Here is a 24251-nt window from a genome sequence, read left to right on the forward strand (position 1 = left end):
TATTGAACAGACAGCAAAAGTTCCTAACTTTCGCCTTATTTTTATTGACCTTCGTTCTGGGTACGAGTGAATTTGTGATCATCTCGCTGCTCAGTGATGTGGCAACTGAGTTGGGCATATCGATTTCAACAGTAGGATCGCTCGTATCAGCCTTTGCCATTTCGTTTGCCATCGGTACACCAATCTTAACGGCGATATTCAGCCGATTTGCCAAGTATCCACTCATGCTTACATTGATAGGCATCTTTATTATAGGGAATATTCTTACTGCCCTATCCGAGACGTATGTGTTGCTTCTTGTTTCCAGAATCTTGACTGCCGTTGTTACCGGGGTTTTGATTGCACTTGCCATGGCGGTTGCCAGTGAAACGATGCCTGCTGAGAAGAGAGGGGCTGCTATTTCTATCATTTTTGCGGGCTTCACGATTGCCAGCGTTGTCGGGGTGCCACTTGGTACTTTTATTGGGCAATGGGGCGGTTGGCAAATGGCCTTTTGGTTTGCGGCTCTACTAGGCGTCCTATCTCTCCTAGCAAGTGCAGCGACCATCCCAAAAGGATTGAAGGGGTCGAACAGCTCCTTGCAAAAACAAATCGGGTTACTGACCAATAAACGTATCATCATCGCGTTCTTTATCCCGGCATTAAGTATCGCGGCAACCTACACGGTATACACGTATTTAACTCCTTTGCTGCAAGAAGTGCTCTTCGTACCGAACGAATATATTAGTCTCGTATTTTTATTGTACGGGGTCATTTCGATCTTTAGCACGTTGATTGGTGGAAAACTAGCAGCTCACAACGGGATAGGAAAGCTCCGGTATGTGTATCTGATGCAAGCTGTTATTCTCGCATCTCTTTATGTTTCGTCCCATTCCCATCTCGGTGGATTCATCAGCTTATCATTGATGGCCTTGGTCGTTTATATCATGAATTCCACGATGCAATTGTATTTTATTGATTTGGCCGATAAACATTTCCCGGCTGCCAGAGATTTGGCGTCCTCATTAACTCCCGTGTCAGTCAATGTCGGGATCGCCCTCGGATCAGCATTGGGTGGATTTATCACGACAAACCGAGAACTCATTGATGTTTCCTGGGTCGGTGCGATTGTCGCGATCGTTGCATCGTTGTTGACTTTTATCAGCTACAGTTTAGATCGCAAGGCGATGTCCTTCCCCACTCATACGTTGGAGGACTGTCAAACACGAAAATCATACAAATAAAAGAAGAAGCTTCCCTTCATGTTTCCAGGGAAGCTTCTTATTCCTTCATCTATTGAGACAATTTTACCAAGCTGTAGTTTTTCTTGCCTTTGCGGATAATGATGAAGCGGCCGCCGATAGCGAGACTTGGCGTAACTTCCAGTTCCAGATCGGTAACGCGCTCGCCATTCATGGAGATAGCGCCTTTTGTAATATCCTCACGTGCTTGACGCTTGGATGGCTCAATGCCGATCTCAACGAGCCAGTCGACAATGTTCTTCGTTTCGAGGGTAGATTCGAACGTCGGCATTTCTTTGAAGCCTTGCTCGATCTCATCTGCCGATAGCGATTTAATATCACCAGTAAACAAAGCAGCTGTAATGCGCTTCGCCTGCTCCAGCAATTCCTCGCCGTGCACAAATCTCGTCATTTCCTCAGCCAGCGCTTTTTGCGCCTCGCGTTTATGTGGCTCAGACTGTACTTTTTCAGCCAGCTCTTCAATCTGCTCTTTCGAGAGGAATGTAAAGTATTTCAAGTATTTCACAACATCGCGGTCATCGGTATTCGCCCAGAATTGGTAGAATTCGAATGGTGTTGTTTTGTTTGGATCGAGCCAGATGGCTCCTCCTGCTGTCTTCCCGAATTTCGTACCATCTGCCTTCAGCATGAGAGGAATAGTGAGTCCGAATGCTTTTGCTTCTGGTCCTTCTTTTTTGCGGATCAGATCGAGGCCGCTAGTAATGTTGCCCCATTGGTCGGAACCGCCGATTTGCAGCTGAACATCTTCATGTTTGTACAGATGTAGGTAATCCAGCGATTGCAGAATTTGATAGGAAAACTCCGTAAACGAAATGCCGCTTTCCAGTCTGCTCGATACAACATCCTTGGCAAGCATCGTATTAATGCTGAAGTTTTTCCCGTAATCCCGCAAAAATTCAATGACATTGATTTTGTGCGTCCAGTCGTAGTTGTTCACCAAACGGATTTGGTTGTCGCCTTCTGTTACGAACAGCTTCTTCATTTGTGCTGTGAGCGCATCTACGTTCTCCTGAATTTGTTCCAGTGTTTGCAAAGAGCGCTCGGATTGACGGCCGCTCGGATCGCCAATCGTACCTGTTGCACCACCGATCAAAATGACCGGACGATGACCAGCGAGCTGGAAGCGTTTCAGTACCATGAAAGGAATCAAGTGACCGATATGCATGCTGTCACCTGTTGGATCGACACCACAATATAACGAGACTGCTTTTTCATTCGTTAATTCTCGCAGTCCTTCTGCATCTGTTTGCTGATTGATGGCTTCGCGCCATTCGAGTTCGTCGATAATATTCACTGCCATACACTCCTTCAATCTCCTATGGTAAAAAACAAAAAATCGCCCCTTGTCTATTGTAGACATAGGGACGATTGAATAACCGTGTTACCACCCATCTTGCACTAATGGACCCAAGCGCTTGCGCAGGCCATTCATGCCACTCATAGCGAGTTATCGTTCGCGATTCCGCTCGGCATTACCCGAGATACTCCAGAGTGTAATTCGCTCGCTTATTGTGTACCGGGTTTCATCAACCCCCGGCTTTCTAGAACAGGGAATAAGCTGCTACTGGGCTCTTTCAACGTATGTTTCATATGAAATTAAAGTCAGTATATTGAATTCAAATAGCAATGTCAACCATGTAGCAATGATTCCGCTACTATCCCTTAGTTTATTTTCGTGAGCCCTTCAGAAGTTAGTTCATAAACAGTTGTTGCGACTTCATGTAAATACCGTCGATCATGCGAAATACTGATAATCACACCGTCAAAAGCCGTTAAAGCGCGGCACAGAACAGGAGTCGTCAAAGGACTGAAGTTTCGGGTCGGTTCATCCAGTATCAATATTTCGCACTGATCCAAAATCATTTTTACCAGGAGCAATTTCGCTTTCTGTCCCCCAGACAAGTTTATAATGGGTTGATGCATCTCATCTTTTGTAAATTTCATACTACCTAAATGCGTATACGCTTTTGTAATCGCATCTTTAACACCCGTTGTTTCCAAGTATTCAATCGGTGTTCTGGTCGAATCCAGCCGGTCTTCATAGTTTTGGGGCATGTACCCGATCTTTAATGAGGAGTACTGGATTAGCTCATCCATGATCTTTTTCAACAACGTCGTTTTTCCCACCCCATTTTCCCCAATAATCGCGACTTTTTCTGGCCCCTTGATCGATAAGTGAATCTGTTTCGATAGCTGTTTGTTCGCTATTTGCAGTACATCCAATGAAAAGTCGAGGATTTGCCTACTGCCGGGCACATGCACTGCAGAATCAAACCGGAATTCGCTTGCTTCTTCTACACTTGGTGCCTCTACAAACGTTTGCGATGCTTTCTCCATACGCTCTCTTTGATTTTTCAGAGACTTGATTTTCTTTTGCAGTCGCGGGTCTGACCGGGATACATTCCGATGTTGATGTTCTGCCTTATTCCAAACGTCATGCCATTTCTCCATTTGCTTTCTATGATCAGAAGCTTGCTTCCTGGCTATCGTTTCTTGTTTGCTCAAGTGGCTCTCGCGATTCGCGAGGTAATTCTCATATGGTTCTCTTGAAAACGTATATTTGGGTACTTGTTTGCGCTTCGTCAGTTCCATATGAAGGATACCGTTTGCTGTATTCGCAATAAATGTTTCGTCATGCGATACATAGATAACAGGAATAGCCGTCTGTTGAATAAATTCTTCCAGCCACTCCATCGTTTGAATATCCAAATCATTCGTGGGTTCATCCAGCAATAGAACATCCGGCTTCTGTGCCAGCAGACTTAAAAAGCGGTATTTGAAACGCTCACCACCGGACAGAACACCCATCTTTTTATCTGAATCCAATGCATGAATGCCGAGGTCATCCATCGCTCTCACCAGTTCTTTGCTCCATTGATTTTCGGCAAAAAAGTCGGCAATGGTCATTTGTTTCTCTTCGTCCGATAGCTCCTGTGCAAGATAACCCATGGAACATTCGTTTCTCAACACGTTACCTTCAAATGTGCAGTACTCGGCAATCATTTGTTCCGCGTATATCAATTTTAATAAGCTGCTTTTGCCATTTCCTTCTTCCCCGATGATAGCAATCTTGTCGCTGAGTTGCAGGGTGAGATGCAAATTGTGAATGAGCGTCCTGTCGTCTTTTTTGGTGGTAATCGTGATATTGTGCAGTTCTACCATTTGGATTCCCCATTTCGTTTTTACGTTTCTCGTCATTTACTCTTTGTTCATCTGTATCACCCCCTTTTTTGACAACAAAAAAGATGCTTCTGTCCAATAAACAGAAGCATCTTGCTCTCGTTCTTGAAATCGCTATATGAAAAATAGACCATACAGGGATTCAAGATATACATTTGCGGGTGAATTTGGCTTCTTGTTTATTTATTATAGGATTGGCTTTTCCAATAAATAAACAATTGCGCAAATGATTCACCCTCCGTTCCAATTAGTTGACTTCAATATAGCATGGCCTTCTAAATAATGTCAATCAAGCTATTCGATCAAGGCTAGCACTTGTGCAAGCTTGTCTTTGATGGGGGAAGATTCCTTTTTTACAGCCTGTGCGAGCTTCTTATTCCCGCCGAAAAGACGATAAATAACGGTTCCCCGCTGGTAATCTTCCATCGTTGCAAGCTCTCCTATGAGGGCATCCACCAGTTCTGCACGATCGATGGTGATATTTTTCAAAGGCTTCGCCGAGTCGCTACTGCCAAGCACCAGAGAGACGAGTACTGGCATATTCTCTACAGTTACACCATGCGCCTCCATAAAAGCCATGGCAAAATCGTCTTGGGCAGACTGATGCTCCGTGTCGACCAGCTCCATATAACGACGAACAAGTGGAAAATAATCGTTGCTAGACAAGCCGAGAGCCAATACCGCATAAGTGCCAGGCATGACTGATTTCTCACTAGGCTCTACATCTCCGTACCACGCGAACTCCTCCATCGCTAGCTCGGCATATTCTGCGATTTTCGGGTATAAGGCAGGGTAACGGGACGCATTCGCAAAAAACTGGTGGAGACCTGACTTCGCCAGTTTTTTTACTGGCAGGTAGTGCTTTGCGCTGCTCTTCAGCTTGAGCTTGTACCCTTTGGGAAAACCTTCACGCAAAAGGCCGTTGATAAAATTGATGGCCTCACCGTAGGTGGCTTCTTCCTCAGATACGATCCGGATGTCGATCTCTTGCAAAACGTCATTGGCGGTCGCTTGAATCAGACTGCTTTTATACTCGTTTTCAAAGCGACCGCTGCCTCGTTTTACATAGTCCGCAGCCTGCTTGGAGCCAAGCTGAACAGCGAGGTCCAAGAACTTCTTGCGGGTGTCCGGTTCCTTGTTCCCAATTGCGAGAGCTACGTACAGGAAAAAATCCAGCTCCTCTGTTTTTAGTTCCTGACGCTCCTGCTCAGGTTTCAAAACCCAATCCAGTCCATAATGCCCAGTACGATCAAAATAGTTGACTAAAAAACGTTCCTCCGCCCAGCCTTTTAAAGCCAAAGTAAAGTGGTATGTCCATGAATCACTGCGTTCTTTATTGGAGCGCAGCTTTTCGCTAAGATGCTGGATGAGCGGTTCGATAACCTCCTGCTTTTGTTCCATCAGATCGGGATTGACGAGACAATGAGCGAAGAAAAAATCGTCTTTTTCATGCGGACGTATAGGAAGCTCCGGCTTGATTTTTGTCTCGATAAATTGATCCAGTGCTTGTTTTAGACTCTCGAGTTTTCGTTCGTTTACGAAATGGTGAGAATGGCATTGCACCGATTGTTTCCACTCGAATTCAAAGACGAGCTCGAAGCGGTAATCAAAAAAGTGAGAATCATAGTCAGTGGAATGGAAAAGGGATTCCATTCGATCACACAGTGCGGGGAAAAACTCTTGCATGAGAATTTCCTCTGTAAGCTCCTCCATGTAAGGACCCGCGTCGTATTTGTACGAGTCGTCACTCCATTTGAAAGGTTCATGGACATCCACGTGGATTTTGCCATTGGCCCAATTGAGTTTTCCTTTTCTCCATGCCACTCTCAGGTAGTCTTTGATCCCCGCCTGCAGTTGACTCCAGTCTTTGATCTCGTTGATCCGCTGGTTCTCTTTCTTGTAAATTTCTTGGATGGAAGTCCATACTTCGTTTAGAAATGCTTCTGCTGCCTGATTCATTGACTGACTCCTCCTCGCCAAAACAGCGCTACCTTCTTAACCGATGACCTTGACGACATTGCCCTCGCTATCGGTAATATTGGTTTTCACAATGTTGATGGCAATTCCTTTCAGAGATGGGATCTCAAAGCTGCATTCCTTTGGAAGTAACTGCTTGGTAAGCGCAATCGTTGTCGCATCATCGAGAACAAAGCGAATAACGTCATCTCCTGGAATACATTCAGGATTTTCTCCTGCCTCAAATACAACTCGAACATCAGGTCCCACCAAACTCAGGCTTTCCCCTTTGCGCATACGTCCTCGGAGAATTTTCCCGATGACTTCCGCTTGCTTAGCTCCCAGCCTCAGGGTCGAAGGCGTTTTTTTCAAAAAGCCATTTTTACCTGGCTCCCAGCCAAGCTGGCTGACAAACAAATAGGCAGTGTTGGAGCCTTCTTGTTCCATTCCTTTTTGAACAGCATCTGTAACTGTAGAGTTGCGAAGGAGAGAATCCCGCTCGAGATCGGTTATGTAGGAAGGCATGTACGGCAATCCAGATTGGAGTACGCCACGTGTATTCCAAGCCATCATCGCATCGAGTTCATCACCTGTAACCCCGACCATTTGCAAGAATTGCACCCGACCATTCGGCGTATCGATTTCGGCAAGCTGTGGGTCTGTGACAAAAGCGAGCGCAGTCAGTTGGGTATCGGCGTCCAAGCATATCGGACCGTTTGCATCCAAATGATCCCCTGCCTGAAAAACATTCCCGGTGTTGAATACGTAACGTCCCATATTTTGAAGCAGATTCAGCGCCCAGGCAGGCGGTTCTTCCTCGTCGTCCTTTCGCGCCAATCGAAACGTCAATTCAAAGCCAAAACCGCTTTCCTCTTCATTCTCGGACTCTTTTTCATACAACTCGGTAAATCCATAGGTCACAAAATGCCAATGCGGGTATGGCTCGTCTGATTTGTAGGCGCTTATTCCATCCAATGGATCGTGACCACCCAGCGCATACGAGATGAGCGTCCCGTAATGCTTAGGCTCCTGCTCTCCATAAATCTTTCTCATCTCCTGATCAATGGCATCCCAGCCCACTGACATCATTTCTTCATCCATTTCTTCGTTCATCTCTCTCGCCTCCTATGTAATGACTGTCTTAACAATAGCCAAAATAAAATTTGGATACTCTATTAGACGGTCAATACCACTTAGCAAATTACATCGTTCTCATTCCCTTCTATTCAAAAGTCTTTAATCGGTTTGTGCTATCCCATTCGGAACGACTGGCTTCGATAACCAGTGCTGGTCGGTTTGCACATGATTTTTGCGCACAAACTTGGCGGCAGATTGTTTAAAATCTTCGTACGGAAACCTCTCCGTTATTCGTACCACATACCCCTCTTGTTCTCCGCCGAAGACAGATTGTTTGGTGTAGCAACTTTTTACGGTCTCTTCCTTCCAAATCCCTCTGTATAAGACAGGTGCTGTTTTAAAGCCAAGTAATTCGGCCCATTCTACCGTTTCATCCCACGACAAGCATTCATTGTTTTCATTCCAGATCGAGAACACGTAGAAATAGCTCGTTAGGTGTTCGTAATAGATGGAATGCAGCGCATATACATTTTCCCCACAAATTCTCCAGCCTTCCGGAATATGAAACGAAATCGTCCCGTGCAGCATCTTTACCCAATGTCTAGATGCATGATCTTTGCTATCCAGTGACCTTGCGTGGATATGATTTCGGTACAGCGTGGTATTTTCACCATCCAGCTTCTCTGTCACGACTACTTCTTTTCCCTCGAAATGACTAACCGTTCGCAAGATTTTATCATCGTCGGTTCTACTTCTTGACCAGGGTAAATGAAAGGTTCTCGGGTATTTTTTCAACATCGTTATTCACCTCCTTATTTGGCATAGGCATCACCTTCCTTAAAGAAGTACAGCTTCCATAGGTACTCATCGCCCAACAAATGATAAATCTCGGAAATATCTTGCTGCGTTCCGTAGTTAATCTTCATGTGCATTTGAATCAGATTGACGACTTCGAAGATAAAATCATCTTCGAATCCTAATTCTTTTAAGAAATGGCAAGCAATTTGCGCAGAAACATGCTCATGTCCGTAGTAGGAGTAATGGCCTTTCATCGGTTTGTAGGTTTTGCAAAATGGTTTTCCTGTATCGTGAAACAAGGCGACCACTTGCATGAGAAATTTGTCTTCTTCCGTGTAAAAGGCGTTTACATAATCGAAAACATGATAGGTATGCTTGCACAAAGGGTACTGATGATAAGGGTTTTCCTGATTAAACTGATACATCTCTTTAAAGATCGGAATAGCATTCAATCTGGCGAATAACTCTTCATAGGAGGGTTCATTTTGAAGCAATTGAACGAACTCTTCTTTTTCAATGGCATAAGGAACTGGTTCGTGCAAGAGATGAATGTGATCCCAGCCTTCATTCTTAATGGGAAAATGGAAGTTCTTCCGCATCTTTGCCACGATGTATTCGTCTACGGTTCTCTTTCGGGATCGATTGCGCTCCAGGCAAACAGAATAGGGAACATCGACGTAATAGCATTCTTTTTGGACATCAGGAAATTTGGCAAGGACCTTCATTCTTTTCTCTCTGTCAATATTGGTTGCATCTAAGATGACATTCTTTCCATTCGCCAGCTCCGTTGCGATTTTCGAATAAACCGCAAAAAATACTTGCGCTGACTTTTTTTGTTTTCGCTCATCACCAAATAAGTTCTGGCGAATTTCATCCGTAGACACGATGGTTGCCCGTTCCTTTTTGGCAATTTCTTGTGCCCACTTGCTTTTGCCACTGCCCGCAATGCCTGACAGGACGATTAATTTCTTTTTCACTTATATCTCACCTCCTTTCAATAGAAACTAACTTTTCGACTTACTTTTCCAATATTATACACACTTCGCGTATAGATGGCACCCTTCTTTGTTCCTAGATTTCCCCTTCTTTACAGCCACGGACCAAAGAAGCTCTGGACAACTTGCTCGGAATAGCTATCTTCCCCCCGCCAATTCACGACGGCGAAAAAGTCGTTCTTCCCGCCACGCCCTGGTCTGTCCTTGCTTGGAGCCAAGATCCCAGCGGATGCAAGGATTTCCATGAAGACATCCCGTTCGTTCTTGCTAGATGGAAAGACACCATGGAGGCGCTTCTCCAATTGCCGGGCGGCATCAGTTGGTTCACTGCTCGCGATGATGGCTAGCACTTGACGGAGGATGGCTACATCTTCTTCCTGTACCGTAAGATTTTCTTCTGTACGTAATAGCTCCAGATCAAGCATGAGGTACGGTAGATAGTTCAGACGGATACCCCCCCACTTGATTCTTTCAAAATTCAGGACATTCAAATCTTCATCCGTATATAGCTCTCGTCCAGCGATATAGTAACGGTCGCATTTATGGCAGTCTCCGTACATGGCGAAGTACGTGCCGTTTTCTGGATTCGTATACTTCCCGGCGTTACTTTCGAATGCATGTACTTTCAAAGGCTCTGTCAAAGCCCAACTAGACAAGGCGCTACGCAGGTACACCTTTCGCGTTGAGAGACTGTGCAAAAATGCTGTGGCGACTTGTTCTTTCGTCACTTTTTCATGCAGAGCAATGATTTTCTCTATGCACTCCTCGTGACTGATCGTCAGTAGGTCAAACATGAGGCCTTTGCTTTTGGCGTATTCAAAATCTGCTCCCGTAAAATCGTATGGGCGGCTCTTCCACCCGTTGCTGCTCCAAAATGTTTTCATCAAGATTTGCTTTGCTTTTTTATCCATAAAACAATTGCTCCTTTTTTCTTTGCTTTCCATATTTTAGCGCAGAGCGGACGTATGAAAAAAGAGTCCAACATGTGAAAGATCGTTGGACCCTGGTTGCGTGCTATTACGTACCGCAAAACGTTTGGTAAGGACGTGCCGATTCCGCTGGTAAAGTCGTGTATTCTACCTGTTCAGGCGTGTACGCATATGGATCAGAAAGGACTGCCAAAAGCCGTTCCATCACCGTGTAGTCGCCCTTTTTCCATGCTGCTTCCAATGCTTCTTCTACACGATGGTTCCGTGGGATGACTGCCGGATTACTCTTTTTCATAAACTGTTGTACCGCTTCGGTGTCTTCTGGCTGTCTTGTTAGTCGTGCTTTCCACTGCTCATGCCAATCCGTGAATTCGCTCGTGCCAAACAGCACGGTATCTTCTGGTTGATTGATCGTGAGCGCACGGAATGTATTCGTGTAGTCGGCACGGTGCTCCTTCATCATGTTGAGCAGACCTTCGATCAATGCTTCGTCTTGTTCCTCTTCGTTAGACAATCCGAGCTTTGCCCGCATTCCTGCAAGCCAATGGCTATGATACAGCTTGCTAAATTCGGCGAGAGCATCTTCGGCCATTTTCACAGCCTGCGCTTCGTTGTCATGCAGCAACGGCAATAAGGTTTCCGCAAAACGAGAAAGATTCCACACAGCAATGTACGGCTGATTTCCGTAAGCATAGCGACCCTGAACATCAATGGAGCTAAATACCGTTGCGGGATCATACGTGTCCATGTAAGCACAAGGACCGTAATCAATAGTTTCGCCGCTGATCGCCATGTTGTCGGTGTTCATGACCCCGTGAATAAAGCCCGCGAGTTGCCACTTGGCAATCAACGCAGCCTGACGCTGGATGACTCCCTTCAGTAGGAGGAGGTAGCGGTTTTCTTCTGCTTCGATCTCTGGAAAATGTCTTTGCAACGTGTAATCAGCTAACGCGCGGAGATCTTCTATGGAGCACCATCTTGCCGCGAATTGAAACGTGCCTACTCTGATATGACTGGCTGCAACACGCGTCAAAATGGCACCAGGCAGCTCGGCTTCGCGATAGATAGACTCGCCAGTTGTCACTACTGCAAGGCTCCGAGTGGTAGGAATTCCGAGTCCATGCATGGCCTCGCTAATGATGTATTCGCGTAGCATCGGGCCAAGCGCTGCTCTACCATCGCCGCCGCGTGAATAAGGTGTTCTGCCGGAACCTTTCAGTTGGATATCAAAGCGCTCGCCGGAGGGTGAAATCTGCTCACCAAGCAGAAGAGCCCTGCCGTCGCCTAGCATGGTAAAATGACCAAATTGGTGTCCCGCATATGCTTGCGCGAGAGGCATTGCGCCTTCTGGTGCCTCATTTCCCGCGAGCATGGCTACAGTATCGGCGCTTTGAAGGGCTTCGGCGTTCAGCCCGAGCGACTTTGCCAATGACTCGTTTAGAATGGCGAGCTTCGGTAAATGCACAGGAGGTGGGCTCAGTCGGGAATAAAAGGATTTCGGCAGCGTTGTATAGCTGTTGTCGAAGTTCCATCCCGGTTCGATCGTTGTTTTTTTGTCTGTCATTGTATCTCCTTTTATCGATTGGTGTATTTGAATGGAAGTAACTGTACACTTGATACATTTTGCCAGTTTATTATACCCTTTTCACCAAGATTGGAGCACATTGGTCAGGTGAAAAAACAAAAAAACGCCGGTTTTCCCCTCGACGTTTTCGTTCTGTGTTAACAATATGATGCTCACTAAAACCATGAGAACCATGGTAACTTGTGTTCGTTTTCTATCAGCACTCTGCCCATTGCTGGCAGTTAAAAAGAGTCTGCTGTGATGACCAGCAGACTCTTCCCAATGTTCGCAATGACTAGCTTTTCTTATTCGAATTTTGTGACAACAAATGTTCCGGTCAGCGTATTTTGGGTCATCCCTTCAAAAATGTCGTTCACTTCAGAAAGAGAAACCTCGCGATTCACCATTTTGCTAGGAGAAAGTTTTCCTTGCAACACAAAAGAGAGCAAAGACGAGTAACCATGAACCGGCATACCAAAGGTAGAAAGGAAGCGAATTTCTTTCTTGACCATATCAGTCACAGGGATCGTAACATTTCCACCATCGTGTGTAATAAGCCCCCCTTGCAAGTGACGTCCGTCCTTTTTGAGGCTGAGAATCGAGTTTACACATGTTTCAGAATGGCCCAGTGCATCAACAGACACGTCCGCTCCACCCTTCGTGAGTTCCATGATGGCTTCGACGGGGTTCGTTTTACGACTGTTAATGATATAAGCTGCTCCCATCTGCTTGGCTAACGCCAAATTCGTATCTTGAATGTCCACACCGATTACATTTGCCCCCATTGCTGAGGCAATGTTGATCGCAGAAAGTCCGAGTCCACCACATCCATAAATGGCCACCCACTCCCCAGGCATAACTTGTGCCCGATCGACCAGACCATGGAACGCGGTCATGAAGCGGCAGCCCAAGGCCGAAGCATCGAGGAAGTCAATTTCCTCTGGCAAGTGGATGACATTCCGGTCTCCTTTTGGAACGGCGACGTATTCTGCGTAGCCGCCATCATAGGACATCCCGGGGAATGACCTGGAGTCACACAGGTTTGACTTCCCACTGAGACAAAAAGGGCAAGTTCCATCACTTCCGATAAATGGGACAACTACCCGATCTCCCTTTTTAAAATGGGTCACTTCCCTACCCACTTCTTCTACGACGCCGCAGAATTCATGACCCAAAATACGGTTTGCCGGTTGTCCATGCAGCCAAAAATGCAAGTCACTCCGGCATACTCCATTTGCCATTACTTTAATAAGAATCCCGTCTTTATCAGGTGTGGGATCTTGAACATTTTTCACTTCACATTTCTGTTTATCTACGAGTACCAGTGCCTTCATTCTGTTTACCCCCTGATATGGTTTTGATTGATTTAATTGAGGCTGATTAAGACACTTTTCGTTTTTGTGTATGCTTCAATACCTTGATTGCCCATTTCCACGCCGATTCCGCTTTGCTTATGCCCACCAAAGGGAAGACCATTATCCGATTTGAGGTACGTATTTACCCAGACAGTTCCTGCTTTTAATGCATCGATGACTTTATGCGCAGTTGTCAAGTTTTGGGTCCATACACCGGCAGCCAATCCATATTCGGTTTCGTTCGCTCTTTCAATGACTTCCTCTATCTGTTCAAACGGCATGACGCACAAGACCGGGCCGAATATCTCCTCTTTTACGGCAGTGCAATTTTCTTCGAGATCAGTAAGAATGGTAGGCTCCAAATAATTACCGCCTGCCAGCTCGCCCTCTTGTATAACGTTCCCACCTGTTAAAACGGTAGCTCCTTCTTTTTGGGCGATTTCAATATAATTTTTCACCGATTGCAAGTGCTCTTTGGAAATCAGCGGTCCCATCTGTGTAGCTGGGTCTAGTGGGTTCCCCACTTTCATTTTTTGTGCCATTTCAACCAATTTTTCTGTGACCTGTTGAAAGACTGACTTTTCCACATAGAGTCGAGTCCCTGCCACACATATCTGGCCCTGGTTTGTAAACATTCCCATAAACGCGCCTTGAATCGCTTTGTCCAGGTCGGCATCCGCAAAAATAATGTTTGGTGATTTTCCGCCTAATTCCAGTGTGATTTTTTTCAGAGTGTCAGCGGATTTTCTCATGATGCCTTTGCCCACTTCCGTTGACCCTGTGAAACCGATTTTGTCGATATCAGGGTGACTCGTGATCGCTTCCCCAATTTTACGACCGGAGCCTGTTACAATGTTCACCACTCCTGCGGGGAAACCCGCTTCCATGATCAGTTCACCAAGTAACAAAGTTGTTAGGGTGGTTTGCTGGGAAGGCTTCAAAATCACGGTATTCCCTGCGGCGAGCGGAGCAGCTAACTTCCAGACTGTCCCCAGCAAAGGATAGTTCCATGGTGTGATTTGTCCGCAAACCCCTAAAGGCTCTCTTCGTGTATAGGCATGAAAATTGCCACCTGATGTAAGCGGTATCGTTTGTCCTGTTAATTTTGTCGCCCATCCTGCATAATAGCGCAAGTGAGCGACTGCACTTGGGACGAAGCCGTGGCGTGTTAGCGTAATCGTATTTCCGCCATCCAGCGTCTCGAGATAAGCAAATTCTTCGACGCGTTGTTCCAGCAAATCGGCGAGCTTATTGAGGAATTTTGTTCGTTCTGCAGGAGAAGTTTTGGACCAAGACCCGTTAAATGCTGCTCTTGCTGCACGAACTGCCTGATCTACGTCTGCCTCGTCTCCTTCATAAATTTTCGCAATGACCTCCCCATTTGCTGGATTGATAGATTCATAGATTTTGCCGGAGAGAGAAGGAACCCATTCGCCATTGATCAGCATTTGTTTTTTGTCGGAAAGGAACTGTGCTACGCTTTCTTGCGGTACACCCAAAACTTTGGACATGCTTTTCATCTCCTGTCAATTTGCTTTTCTTCATTTGCATCTACTTCTAGGATATGGTTTCTCTAGTGGACGACGGTGTTAAGGAGAAGCCCTTATAGCCCTTGGCTGCGACCTCGTCGCAAATTTTGCGATAAGCTCCAACACCGCCTACATAGATGAGGAATCCACGTGGTTTGCCCTCTATATTTGCACCTGTGTACCAGGAATCTGTTTTCGTGTAGAGTGTCGAATCCGCCACTTCACTACAATGCTTGCTCCAAGCCTCCTCTGCCTCCACTTTCGCCTCAATAGATGCAATCCCATGTTCGCGCAAATATTCTATGCAATCGCCAATCCATTCCACATGCTGCTCAATGGAAACAGGAACGTTGGACAAGGAGGAAGGACTCTCAGGACCAGTAATCATAAACATGTTCGGGAAACCAGCGTTTGCGATGCCAAGGTACGTTCTAGTTTGCGGACCTCCCGCCCATTTTTCTTTGAGTGAGATTCCGTCTTTTCCACGAATATCGATCTTAAACAACGGCCCGGTCATCGCATCGTAACCAGTTGCAAAAACGAGGATATCCAGTTCATACTCTTCTTCCGTCGTTTTGAGTCCCTTGGGTGTTATCTCGGTAATCGGCGCACTCTTCACATCGACTAGCGTGACATTATGGCGGTTGTATGTCTCATAATAATTGGTGTCCAGAACAGGCCGTTTCGCAGCGAAATAATAAGTTGGTTTCAAAAGCTCGGCCACCTTGGTGTCTTTTACAACTTCACTTATTTTAGAGCGAATAAAATCGGCTGCTGTTTCGTTGGCTTCTGCGTTTAGTATCAAGTCATTGTAAGTGCTACCTAACCCAAAGCCTCCCCGATCCCAGACCTTTTGATATTCCCGCTGGCGTTCTTCCGGTGTATCTTCCAACGCAGATCGATCATTTTGCACTTTGTGAAGATAGCCAGTTGCAGATTCACGTGTTTGCCGTTTTATCTCACTATAGTTAGATTTCGTCTGGCGTATAAATTCCGGATCATAGGGATGGTTTCTCGCTGGCGTGCAATACCCTGGTGTCCGCTGAAAGACAAACAGATGCTCTGCCTCCTCGGCAATGACGGGGATCGACTGGATGCCGCTTGAACCTGTACCGATCACTCCAACTCGCTTCCCCTTGAATTCTACTTTTTCGTGTGGCCAATGTCCGGTGTGGTACCACTCGCCTTCGAAGCTATCAAAGCCCTTGAACTTGGGGATATTGGAGGAGGAGAGATTACCGACCCCCGTAATAAAATACGTCGCCGTTACATGTGTGCCGTCTTCCATTTGGAGTCTCCACCTGTTATGTACCTCATCGTAATAGGCCGCCGTCATGCGCGTTTTGAACTGGATGTCACGTCGCAAATCGAATTTGTCCGCTACATAGTTGAGGTAACTCAGTATTTCTGCCTGCTCTGGATATCTGGAGGACCAAGTCCATTCCTGATAGAGCTCCTCAGAAAACATGTAATTGTAAATGATGCTTTCCGAGTCGCATTTCGCTCCCGGATAACGATTGGCATACCATACGCCTCCAACATCTGGAGCGACCTCGTAGACTCGTACAGAAAATCCTGCTTCACGCAAGCGATAGAGCATATATAGCCCTGAGAATCCTGCTCCGATAATCACCGCGTCGAAGTCGCTATTCGCATTCGTCATTCCTGTTCCAACCTCCCAATGAAATCATTTAGTAGAATAGTTGAAGCGACTACTTAAAGTTTATGGTTTTGTTAGTTATCTGAATATTCCCAATTCCACACGTGAACATTCCCTCAAAAGGAGAGGTTCAAAGCTTTACTCATTCACTACTTTGATAGCCGGTATGACAAAGGTATTCTCCTGTAAAGACTCATCCGGGGTGTAGATTCTTACTACCAAACTAAAATTTGGAGCTGTCGTTGAGGTAGGCGATGGCAGCCAGTTAGTCTCTTTGCCCTTCGGTGGTGTGCTTTGAATGTAGATATCCAGCGAACCATCCTCATTGTATTTCAGCCCTTCCGTGCGATCGCCAATGGAATAGCGGTCCAACTCATTATCGATAAAGTGATTTTCAAAATTGTATAGACTAAGCGACCAGAACGATTTTGTCGGAGGGATCTGCTCTTTTTCAAAATGAATCACGTATTTTTTCTGTCCGACCAACGGAGTCCCGCCATCATCCACACGAGTTGATGCATAAACAGCTTCTTCCGGTGTATTGGCACCAATTCCATGCATGGCAACCATGGCTCTATTTAAATAATAGGTATCATAAATACCCACTCGCTCATTGTTTACTCGCCAATTTCCATTGTTGGGTCTTTGCAGAATACCGATGGAATTTTTTATGATCTCTTTTGCATCTTTTACTGCTTTCGTCAACCCTTCCCATACAACAGGATCATTGTTTGCGTGAAATGTCCCTGCCTGATAATCCAAGCGGATGAACTCAAGCTTGCTTAGGAAAGCTTCGTCCCTTTGTGGTGGCGGGTTAAGCTTCATCAATTCGGCGAGTAATGGGTAAAATTTTGACGGATCATCGAAATCCGCCGATTCTATTTTGGGCAGATCGATCGCCCCCGGTTTCTGGTTAGCATCCAAGGACGCTAGCCTATACCCTTCTTGAATTTTATAAACGTTGAGCAAGTCTTTTTCGCCATTCACAAATGTTCTACCAAGAATCCAAAGCATGTCCGTAGGTGCCCGAACGACCTCTACGTTACTTGGCAGCTTTCCTTCCCACTTCGGTCCCACAATTACTACTTTTCCACCTTTATATTCATCCAGTTTGGACCCACCAATATACTTGAATGAGTTGCTGTAGGCATCCATCATTTGCAAGGTGAAGTATCGATCAATTTTGGGATAGCTCAACACTTGCGGACCTTTTGATAAATCCAGCCATGCTGTCGAGTACAACGTGTCATTGTTCGGTTTGACAAAATCTTTGAAACTTGCATCTGCCAACACCTTGTCGTGATGGAATGTGTTTAAAGGGGTTTTCTCTGTGAACTGCTGCATCGTTCTTGCCATTTCCACTAGGGTATAACCGTAAATATATGCATCAACCCCTACACTGTACGCCAAATTGGTTCGGTACGGAGCTTGCACGAGTGGCGCGGAATTTGGTGTGGCCGAAGCTTGTGGCTGAACACTTCCTGCATGATATTGCTTGTTTTCGTTTGCATATGCACTACCCGTTGCCATTGATGTCAGTACACTCAATGCTGTAATGAACAGTCCTGCCTTTTTCACAAGCACTTCCTCCATTGTTTTTTGTCAGTTTACTTTTTGCACATTGGGAATTTCGTAATTGCCTTCCAGAACAATCGGCTTGGGTAAATACAGTCTGAGCATCAAGTTAAAATCTTCTGCTGGAGTCGGTAGCCAGTTCGATTCTTTTCCTGCAGGCGGATCTTTCTGGAGGTAAATATCGAGAGAGCCGTCTGCATTGTATTTCAGTTCCCTCGTGCGATCGCCAATGGCATAACGGTTGAGACGGTTTGGTACGAAGTAATAATCTGCTCCATACAGGGTTAATGACCAAAAAGCATCAACAGGAGGAAGGTTATCTTTTGAAAAGCGAATGACATAACGATTCTCTCCGGATAGTGGGTTTCCATCGCGATCCACATCCGTCCTTTGGTATACGCTCTCACTCGGGATGTTGGCACCGAAGGCCGTACGAGCGACAACTGCTCGCTTTAGGTAATCCACCCCATATGTTCCGTAATCGAGGTTTAGACTCCATGAATTTTGTCCTTGTCCTTTGACAGCACTTGCCATTGCAATGATTTCTTCCCCATCTTTTACAGCGCGTCTTAATCCTGCCAGAGTGGCTTCATCCAACGCAGTTTCATCAAAATCATGGAAAGGGGAAATTCCAATTTGTTCGAACTGCTTGACGTGAGCTTCATCCGCTGAAGCCGGCTGATTGGATTTCATGGAGCTGGTCAGGAGGCCAAAGAACGACAGCGGGTTCTTTTCGTCCAATATCGCTTCAGATGCATTCGAGGAAGAGCTGATCTTCGTTGATTGGACAAGGGGTGTAATCGTCATCTGTTTTTGAAGGGCGGTTACATTCGGAATATCTGTTTCTCCATCTATTAAAATACGCCCACCAGCAAGCACTGTATTAGTCGGGGACTTGATGCCTTTCATATTTGCTGGCAGTTCGCCTTTCCAGTTTGGTCCGACGATGACGAATTTGCCTTCTTTTGTGCCAGTGGTTCTCGTCCCGATATAGTCAAAAGAATTTGTCCAAGCGTCCATCAATTGGATGGTATAATATCTTTTTCCGAAATCAGGTACGTGCAGAACCAGTGGACCTTGCGCAAGATCAAGATAGGCAGCCGAGTACAACGTATCGTGATTCGGGGAGACCACGCCTCTATAATCAGCAGCAGGCAGCGCTTGAAGATGAAAAAACTGATTCAAGGGCCTTTTGTCTTGTAAAGCACTCCTCTTCTTTTTTTCCAATGTCACAAGAGGATAGCCGTAAATGTAGGCTTGGATACCCAGGCTGTACGCAAGATTCTCACGTGACTGTTTCGTTGATACCGTTCCCTGCGATGCCATAGCGTTAGCCTGTGCATGAGCTGTTACAGCAGGGATACTAGCAGAAAAGGATAGCGTTGTCAGAACAGTAGCCAGTGATAAAATCAATCGTTTTCCTTTCAACATCGTTCCAAGCCCCCTACCCTACTTGGTTACAATCTGATCGATTGTATGCAAAAATTCCGTTATGCGAGAAACTGTTGCTTTTATCTGCTCCGGAAATACGGCCATATTCGTAAAATATCCGTGTACTAACCCCTTCTCGCATACCGCTTCGACCTTTACTCCTGCATTCTTCAAGCGTTCGGCATATGCCATTCCCTCATCGCGCAATACATCACATTCGGCAGTGATCACGATAGCAGGAGGGAGATTGCTCAAATCTCTCGCTGATAATGGAGCTACATACGGATTGCCTTTATCATACTCATGATTGATATAATGGTTGGAAAACCACAACATCAGGTCCCGATTCAGACCGAACCCTTCTTGAAATTCCATGTAAGATGGAGAGTCAAAGCGCATATCCGTCACTGGGTAAATAAGGACCTGTGCCTTTATTGCCGGGCCGTTTTGGTCTTTTGCAAGAAGCGAGAGAACGGCGGAAAGATTTCCTCCTGCACTATCACCGCCAACTACCAAGTCGGAAGCGCTTCCATTAATAGAGGAAGCATTTTCACTCACCCACTTTAACGCTGCATAGGAATCAGCGACGGGAACAGGAAACTTATGCTCCGGCGCCAATCGATAATCGACGGATACGACGATTCTTCCTGATAGATGAGCCAGCATCCGACAGCTAGCATCTACGGTTTCAAGATCACCGATTACCCAACCGCCACCGTGATAATAGACAAAAAGCGGAAACGGACCTTGCCCCTCCGGTGTGTACATCCTGATGTTTGTTTCGGCATCTGCCCCAGCAGGAATCAGCTTGTCCTCCACTTTTGCTAGAGGTGCAAGCTCTACCTCGATAGCAGGGATCTGTGCAAATATGTCTCTTACTGCTTGCGGCTCCAATTTATGGAGGGGCGGTAATTGGTTAATCCTTTCCAAATAAACTTTTGCTCTTGGATCTAAATTTGCCACGAAACATCCATCCTTCCCTTGATATGATGTATACTTGAAGGTAGTAGATTCAGAGAAGAGCTATAATCCTTATCTTAAGCCTACTTTTTTCTGTATAATTGGAATATTCCCATTTTGTCGTATATCGATTCCCCCAAAAGGAGATGACAAAGTGACTTCAATCTATACCATTGAAGAACAAGTTCGAAAGCTGGATGCCATAACGAATCATGAAGAAAAATTATATAAAATTCTTGAATTATACCTGGAGCTATTTCCAACTCAGGACGCTTCTTTATATCGCTATTCGCCTATTGGCTATTTTGGAGAAGGAATTATCTCTCTCTCAGCAAGAGGATTAAGTCATATACGGGAAAAACGTGATGATATTCGAGGATATAGCTTTTTGCAGGATGTCATCCGTGAAAGAAAGGCCAAGTACTGTTCTGGCATTGAGTTCTTCAAACAAACCAGCAGCAATTACCCTCATTCCTCAAATGCGCATGCCGTTTTAGTTTCCCCCATTTGCTACGGTTCGGTCGTCATTGGCTTTATATCCTCCAAAGAATTCCATACGGGAGCAATCATTGATGACAATATCCTTGCGTCTGTCACTCTGTATGGCAAGCTCGTTGGAAAGTTCATTGAAGACTATCAGCGGGTAGAAAACTCTTTGCAACTAAGCAAACGAGAACTGGAAGTGATGAAAAAAATCGCGTGGGGTGAGAGTACGAAGGAAATGGCAGATTCCCTGAATATCAGTGAATTAACCGTCAAACAATACGTAAAATCTGCGATTCAAAAGCTGGGCGCCAACAATCGTTCCCATGCTGTTGGAGAGCTCTACCGCCAAGGAATTATTTAATCGAATTAGTGGAAGGATACATAAAAGCCGACAGAGGTTTCTGTCGGCAGTCTGTTCTGCGTAATAATTCTTTCCCCTATAGACCAAGGTTTTTGGCAATAATAGTTTTCATAATTTCCGTTGTACCACCATAGATAGGCATCACGGCAACATCCCGATAACGACGGGCAATCGGATATTCTTCCATAAATCCGTATCCGCCATGAAGCTGCAAGCAGCGGGCTGACATCTTCCTTGCCATTTCTGTAATGAACCATTTTGCCATGGAAATTTGGGTAACGATATTTTCTCCTTGCATATGTTTTTTGGTTAAATCATCAAGGAAGGTCTGGGCCATTTTTAATTCGGTTGCCATTTCTGCAATCTCAAATTGCGTGTTCTGAAAGGAACTGATCGGTTTCCCGAAAGCATGCCTTTCTTTTACATAGCTCATAGTTGTCTTGAGCATCTCTTCTGCTATGACCATTGCACCCAAAGCAATCAACAACCGTTCCTGCTGCAATTTTTCCATCAAGTAGTAGAAGCCCTGGCCTTCTTCACCTAGCAGATTACCAACGGGAACACGCGCATCCTCAAAAATCAACTCAACGGTATCTGTAGAATGCTGGCCCAGCTTTTTCAATTTGCGTCCGCGGGAAAATCCGGGTGTATCCGCATCCACCAAGAGGATGCTGACACCTTTCCGAGCTGGAGTTGCTTTTGGATCGGTTTTGACTGCAACAAAAAACAGCGGTGCATTGATACCATTGGAGATAAAGGTTTTCTGCCCGTTTACGATATAGTGATCGCCATCACGAATAGCCGTTGTACTCATACTCGCCAAGTCCGATCCGATCCCAGGCTCTGTCATCGCCACTGACGTCGTTACCTCTCCACTCACACATTTGGGCAAATACCTTTTCTTTTGCTCTTCGTTTCCAAATCTTTCGAGGTAAGGGACGATAATCGAAGAGCTCGTGCTTGCCAACGTACCTACCCCAACACGATGTAACTCTTCCGCCAAGACGAGATTAAAGCCGAAGTCGAGGCCAAGACCGCCATATTCAGGCTGCACCTGCGGACAAAGAAACCCTTGCGCACCCAGCTTCTCATAAAATTCTCGTGGCGTGTATTTTTCTTCTTCCCATTTCTCGATGGAAGGGACAGCTTCTTTTTCGAGAAATTTTTGCAAAGAAGTTCGGAACATATCATGTTCATGGGTGAGAAAACATCTCTCTCTTCTAAATAAATCAAATGTATTTGGTTTTGATGAAGTCGTCGAATTTGACACCATGCACCCCTCCTCTTTTTTGGATTGTTCATACATATAGGAAAGACCGTCTATGAGAACCGGGAGGGCTATAGTGGCAACCAATTCCACGGTACTCAAGCCGGTCAGTTAGGTAACGCAGACAAATCTATTACCTTGATGGCAATTTCGCCTCAAAGATGCCTGAAACTTTGACTTCTCCTTCGCTGTTCTTTGCCAGCACTTCTCCTACTACAGTGTTATCCAACTTTTTCTCCAATACTTTTCCGACAATCTGGATCGATTCGCCAGGCAGTGTCATTTTGCAAAAACGAACTTGAATTTTCTGAATGTTTTTTCGAGAAACCCAGGAAGTAACTCCTTGGGACAGCATCCCCATGACCAGCATTCCGTGAGCGATGATCTTCATGCCTGCTTTCTCTGCGAACTCTTCCACCAGATGCAGCGGGTGAAAATCGCCGGAAGCACCTGCAAACCGAACGAGCTGCACGCGGGTGATCGGTTCTTTTTCCAGAACAGGGAACTCGTATCCTTCGCTTACATCCTCATAAAATATCATGGCGTTCTCCATTCTTCTCATCCCCCGTTAATGACGATGCACGATCGTGTTTCTCGTAATGCCTACCAGTTCGCCTCGCTGATTTCGATACTGATTTTCAGATGTGACCAAGTCCATCGACCCGCTGCTTCCTGTCTTCGTTTCGGCATCGACAACCTTGCTCGTGACTGACAGCACATCTCCCGCGACAATGTCACCCAAGTATTCATAGGATTGCTGTCCATGCAAAACTCTCGCCAGTTTTAATCCCAACTTCTCCATTTTTTCAACGGAACCCATGCCGCCCCACAAGTCAATAACCTGCAAAAAGGTTGGCGGGATCGGGATTCCATCGTAGCCTTCTTTTTTGGCAGCCTCCAGATCGTAATAGATCGGGTTGTCATCACCAATGGCGAGGGCCAATTCTTTTATTTTTCCTTTTTCTACGGGCATGGTGTAAGGTTTAAACTCCAGCCCGATCAAATCTTTCACATTTGACACGTTCATTCACCTCATCTGCATAAATTGGACGGAATGATTACGTCAAGGAACCGCCGTTTACCCCAAGCACTTGTCCATTAATGTAGTTAGACAATGGGGAAGCCAGGAATAGGATACTTTCGGCTGCTTCCCTTGCACTGCCAACGCGTTTTTGAGGGATATTGTTGATTAACAGGTTCCGTACTTTTTCTGGAATGCCCGCTGCTTCCCCATTGACAATCAATCCTTCTTCTTTCGGTCGTGTAAGCCGTGTATCAATGAACCCGAATGCTACTGCATTGCTGTTGATGTTGAATTGCCCCCACTCTTTCGCTACCACCTTGGTTAATCCCATGACTCCTGCTTTCGCAGACGAATAGTTAGCTTGGCCCATGTTTCCTCTTACCCCGGACCCGGAGGAAACATTGATAATCTTGCGGTGATGAACGATGCCTTGTTCGATCTCTTTTTTGGCGACATCGCGCATGTATGGGGATGCTTCACGAATCAATCGGAAGGGAGCGATCAGATGGATGTCTAGCATTGCCTGGAATGCTTCGTCCGTCATTTTATGAAGAAGGCCGTCAATACAATAGCCAGCATTGTTCACCAAAATATCCAGTCGGCCAAAGGCAGAAATCGTCGCATCTACCAATTTCTTCGGATAGACTGGATCTGTTACGTTTCCGCAAAATGCGATCGCATCGCTTCCGAGATCCTTGATCGTAGAAACTACTTCTGCTGCCGGTTCTTCATCTCGATCTGCCACAACGACTCGCGCGCCATTTTCAGCTAATACCAATGCCGTTTCACGGCCGATTCCACGTCCAGCCCCTGTAACAATCGCTACTTGGTTTTCCAACATTTTCGCCATTTCCACTCTTCCT

The 24251-nt window shown here is 45.7% G+C and carries 20 protein-coding genes and 1 other annotated feature; of the genes, 2 read left to right on the forward strand and 18 right to left on the reverse strand.

Translation table 11 applies throughout. The features are described 5' to 3' along the window. The first annotated feature begins 2 nt into the window (after positions 1–2). Entirely contained in the window at positions 3–1223 is a 1221-nt protein-coding gene (locus HP399_RS16510) for an MFS transporter (RefSeq protein ID WP_173617636.1), read from the forward strand. Between the two features lie 49 nt (positions 1224–1272). Here HP399_RS16510 and tyrS read toward each other — a convergent pair whose 3' ends face one another. The 14 genes from tyrS to HP399_RS16580 all read right to left on the reverse strand — a co-directional run bounded on the left by tyrS (position 1273) and on the right by HP399_RS16580 (position 20253). Continuing rightward, complete coding sequence (tyrS, locus tag HP399_RS16515; RefSeq protein WP_173617984.1) at positions 1273–2535, reverse strand: tyrosine--tRNA ligase; 1263 nt, start codon at positions 2533–2535, stop codon at positions 1273–1275. 63 nt (positions 2536–2598) lie between these two features. Continuing rightward, positions 2599–2828 (reverse strand) — a binding site (T-box leader). A 75-nt stretch (positions 2829–2903) separates the two neighbouring features. Next, positions 2904–4439 (reverse strand): ATP-binding cassette domain-containing protein, encoded by a 1536-nt coding sequence (locus tag HP399_RS16520; protein ID WP_228088272.1) that lies wholly within the window; start codon positions 4437–4439, stop codon positions 2904–2906. 276 nt (positions 4440–4715) lie between these two features. Then, positions 4716–6380: a DUF6138 family protein gene (locus HP399_RS16525; protein ID WP_173617637.1), complete on the reverse strand. Its 1665-nt coding sequence runs from the start codon at positions 6378–6380 to the stop codon at positions 4716–4718. 36 nt (positions 6381–6416) lie between these two features. Further along, entirely contained in the window at positions 6417–7478 is a 1062-nt protein-coding gene (locus HP399_RS16530) for a suppressor of fused domain protein (RefSeq protein ID WP_173617986.1), read from the reverse strand. 135 nt (positions 7479–7613) lie between these two features. Then, positions 7614–8252 carry an RNA ligase family protein gene (locus HP399_RS16535; protein ID WP_173617638.1) on the reverse strand — a complete coding sequence of 213 codons (639 nt, stop codon included), beginning with the start codon at positions 8250–8252 and terminating at the stop codon, positions 7614–7616. Positions 8253–8266: 14 nt separating this feature from the next. Then, entirely contained in the window at positions 8267–9229 is a 963-nt protein-coding gene (locus tag HP399_RS16540; protein ID WP_173617639.1) for an AAA family ATPase, read from the reverse strand. Between the two features lie 110 nt (positions 9230–9339). Next, complete coding sequence (locus HP399_RS16545) at positions 9340–10158, reverse strand: hypothetical protein (RefSeq protein ID WP_173617640.1); 819 nt, start codon at positions 10156–10158, stop codon at positions 9340–9342. A gap of 106 nt (positions 10159–10264) precedes the next feature. Continuing rightward, positions 10265–11740 (reverse strand): protein adenylyltransferase SelO, encoded by a 1476-nt coding sequence (locus HP399_RS16550; RefSeq protein ID WP_173617641.1) that lies wholly within the window; start codon positions 11738–11740, stop codon positions 10265–10267. Positions 11741–12045: 305 nt separating this feature from the next. After that, a complete protein-coding gene (locus HP399_RS16555) occupies positions 12046–13074 on the reverse strand; it encodes an alcohol dehydrogenase catalytic domain-containing protein (protein ID WP_173617642.1) in 1029 nt (342 codons plus the stop codon). Positions 13075–13106: 32 nt separating this feature from the next. Next, the gene (locus HP399_RS16560) at positions 13107–14606 is read right to left on the reverse strand and encodes an aldehyde dehydrogenase family protein (protein WP_173617643.1); all 1500 of its coding nucleotides are present in this window, start codon (positions 14604–14606) and stop codon (positions 13107–13109) included. Positions 14607–14652: 46 nt separating this feature from the next. Next, the gene (locus HP399_RS16565; protein WP_173617644.1) at positions 14653–16287 is read right to left on the reverse strand and encodes a flavin-containing monooxygenase; all 1635 of its coding nucleotides are present in this window, start codon (positions 16285–16287) and stop codon (positions 14653–14655) included. A 135-nt stretch (positions 16288–16422) separates the two neighbouring features. Then, positions 16423–17862, reverse strand: a complete 1440-nt coding sequence (locus HP399_RS16570; protein WP_173617645.1) for a DUF1254 domain-containing protein — start codon at positions 17860–17862, stop codon at positions 16423–16425. A 24-nt stretch (positions 17863–17886) separates the two neighbouring features. Continuing rightward, positions 17887–19290: a DUF1254 domain-containing protein gene (locus HP399_RS16575; RefSeq protein WP_173617646.1), complete on the reverse strand. Its 1404-nt coding sequence runs from the start codon at positions 19288–19290 to the stop codon at positions 17887–17889. Positions 19291–19308: 18 nt separating this feature from the next. Then, the gene (locus HP399_RS16580) at positions 19309–20253 is read right to left on the reverse strand and encodes an alpha/beta hydrolase (protein ID WP_228088274.1); all 945 of its coding nucleotides are present in this window, start codon (positions 20251–20253) and stop codon (positions 19309–19311) included. Positions 20254–20404: 151 nt separating this feature from the next. On the opposite strand from HP399_RS16580, the gene HP399_RS16585 reads away from it, so the two are divergent. Continuing rightward, on the forward strand, positions 20405–21097 hold the full coding sequence (locus HP399_RS16585; RefSeq protein ID WP_173617647.1) for a response regulator transcription factor: 693 nt from the start codon (positions 20405–20407) through the stop codon (positions 21095–21097). 76 nt (positions 21098–21173) lie between these two features. On the opposite strand, the gene HP399_RS16590 is transcribed toward HP399_RS16585, so the two are convergent. From HP399_RS16590 to HP399_RS16605, 4 genes are all read right to left on the reverse strand, one after another. Further along, complete coding sequence (locus HP399_RS16590) at positions 21174–22370, reverse strand: acyl-CoA dehydrogenase family protein (RefSeq protein WP_173617648.1); 1197 nt, start codon at positions 22368–22370, stop codon at positions 21174–21176. A 127-nt stretch (positions 22371–22497) separates the two neighbouring features. Next, positions 22498–22905 carry a MaoC/PaaZ C-terminal domain-containing protein gene (locus HP399_RS16595; protein ID WP_173617649.1) on the reverse strand — a complete coding sequence of 136 codons (408 nt, stop codon included), beginning with the start codon at positions 22903–22905 and terminating at the stop codon, positions 22498–22500. 27 nt (positions 22906–22932) lie between these two features. Then, positions 22933–23385 (reverse strand): MaoC family dehydratase N-terminal domain-containing protein, encoded by a 453-nt coding sequence (locus HP399_RS16600; RefSeq protein ID WP_173617650.1) that lies wholly within the window; start codon positions 23383–23385, stop codon positions 22933–22935. Positions 23386–23422: 37 nt separating this feature from the next. Further along, positions 23423–24238, reverse strand: coding sequence for an SDR family NAD(P)-dependent oxidoreductase (locus HP399_RS16605; RefSeq protein WP_173617651.1), 816 nt, complete (start codon positions 24236–24238; stop codon positions 23423–23425). Positions 24239–24251: the final 13 nt, after the last annotated feature.

The sequence above is a fragment of the Brevibacillus sp. DP1.3A genome, from assembly GCF_013284245.2.
GTDB lineage: Bacteria > Bacillota > Bacilli > Brevibacillales > Brevibacillaceae > Brevibacillus.